General features: G+C 71.9%; 1 protein-coding gene. It reads left to right on the top strand.

What is annotated here, in order from left to right:
* Nucleotides 1-910, top strand: a 910-nt coding sequence (locus C6P64_RS17550; protein ID WP_245911785.1) for a 3-hydroxyacyl-CoA dehydrogenase, incomplete at its 5' end; no start/stop codon positions are given.

The raw sequence follows: 910 nt of genomic DNA, 5'->3' as shown, positions 1-910 counted from the left end.
GGCGGTCAAGCAGGCCGTGTTCCGCCAGATCGACGCCCATGCCCGCCCGGGAGCCGTGCTTGCCACCAACACCTCCTACCTCGACATCGACGACATCGCGGCCGTGACTTCGCGCCCGCAGGACCTGCTGGGCCTGCATTTCTTCAGCCCGGCCAACGTCATGAAGCTGCTCGAGGTGGTGCGCGGCGCCCGGACCGCGCCCGACGTGCTGGCCACCGGCATGGAGCTGGGCCGCCGGCTCAAGAAGCTGCCGGTGCTGTGCGGCAACGCCTTCGGCTTCATCGGCAACCGCATCTACAACGCCTACCGCAAGCAGTGCGAGTTCATGCTCGAGGACGGCGCCTGGCCCGAGGAGGTCGACCAGGCCCTGACCGGCATGGGCTTCGCGATGGGGCCGTTCGCGGTCGCCGACCTGTCGGGCCTGGACATCGCCTGGCGCATGCGCAAGGCGCAGGCGGCCACGCGCGATCCGCGCGAGCGCTATGTGGCGATCCTGGACCGGCTGTGCGAGCAGGGCCGGCTGGGTCGCAAGACCGGTGCCGGCTACTACGCCTACCCGGACGGCAAGCCGCAGCGTGCGACCGACGCCACGGTGCGCGCCATCATCGAGCAGGCCAGCGCCGAGCGCGGCCTCGCGCGCCAGACGCTGACGCCTGAGCAGATCCGCCGTCGCGCGCTGCTGGCCATGGTCAACGAGGCCGCGCTGCTGCTGGCCGAAGGGGTCGCGGTGCGCGCCAGCGACATCGACGTGGTGCTGGTGCAGGGCTATGGCTTCCCGCGCTGGGAGGGCGGGCCGGTGTTCTGGGCCCGGCAGCAGGAGCGCGCCGAGCTCGAGCGCGGGATCGACGGCCTGGCTGCCATCGTCGGCCATGGCTTCGTGCGCGGCGACCTCACGCCGCTGCTGGGCTGA

This window comes from Malikia granosa (genome assembly GCF_002980595.1).
Lineage (GTDB): Bacteria > Pseudomonadota > Gammaproteobacteria > Burkholderiales > Burkholderiaceae_C > Malikia > Malikia granosa.
The sequence above is the reverse complement of the archived record's forward strand: the minus strand, read 5'-3'. Positions and strand labels throughout refer to the sequence as shown.